Below are 353 nucleotides of genomic sequence, written 5' to 3' on the forward strand. Positions count from 1 at the left end.
CTGAATCGTTCACCTTCAACCATTTCTAGAGAAATCAAACGTAATCGAGCTAGAAATGGCTATTTCGCTAAACATGCCAATAAAGTAGCTCGAAGACGACATTGTCCTAATCCTAAAAGAATCCCTTGTGAAATGTGGGCACATGTCATCTCTTATCTTGATCTTCAATGGAGTCCTGAACAGATTGCTTCTCATGTTCCAGTCAGTTTGCATTCAATTTATCGCTTTATACGACAGGATAAAAACAATGGCGGTACACTCTTTCATCACCTACGTTTCAGAAATCAAAGAAAGAGGAAATACGGCTCTCCTGAAACCCGTGGTCAGCTGAGTAATCGTAAAAGCATTCATGA

General features: G+C 39.9%; 1 pseudogene. It reads left to right on the forward strand.

Features of this window, described 5'->3' with window-relative positions:
• Nucleotides 1–353, forward strand: a pseudogene (locus tag DPG01_RS18855) (IS30 family transposase); the annotation flags it as partial.

Origin of the sequence: Acinetobacter sp. WCHAc060042, assembly GCF_003231195.1 — a bacterium.
Classification (GTDB): domain Bacteria; phylum Pseudomonadota; class Gammaproteobacteria; order Pseudomonadales; family Moraxellaceae; genus Acinetobacter.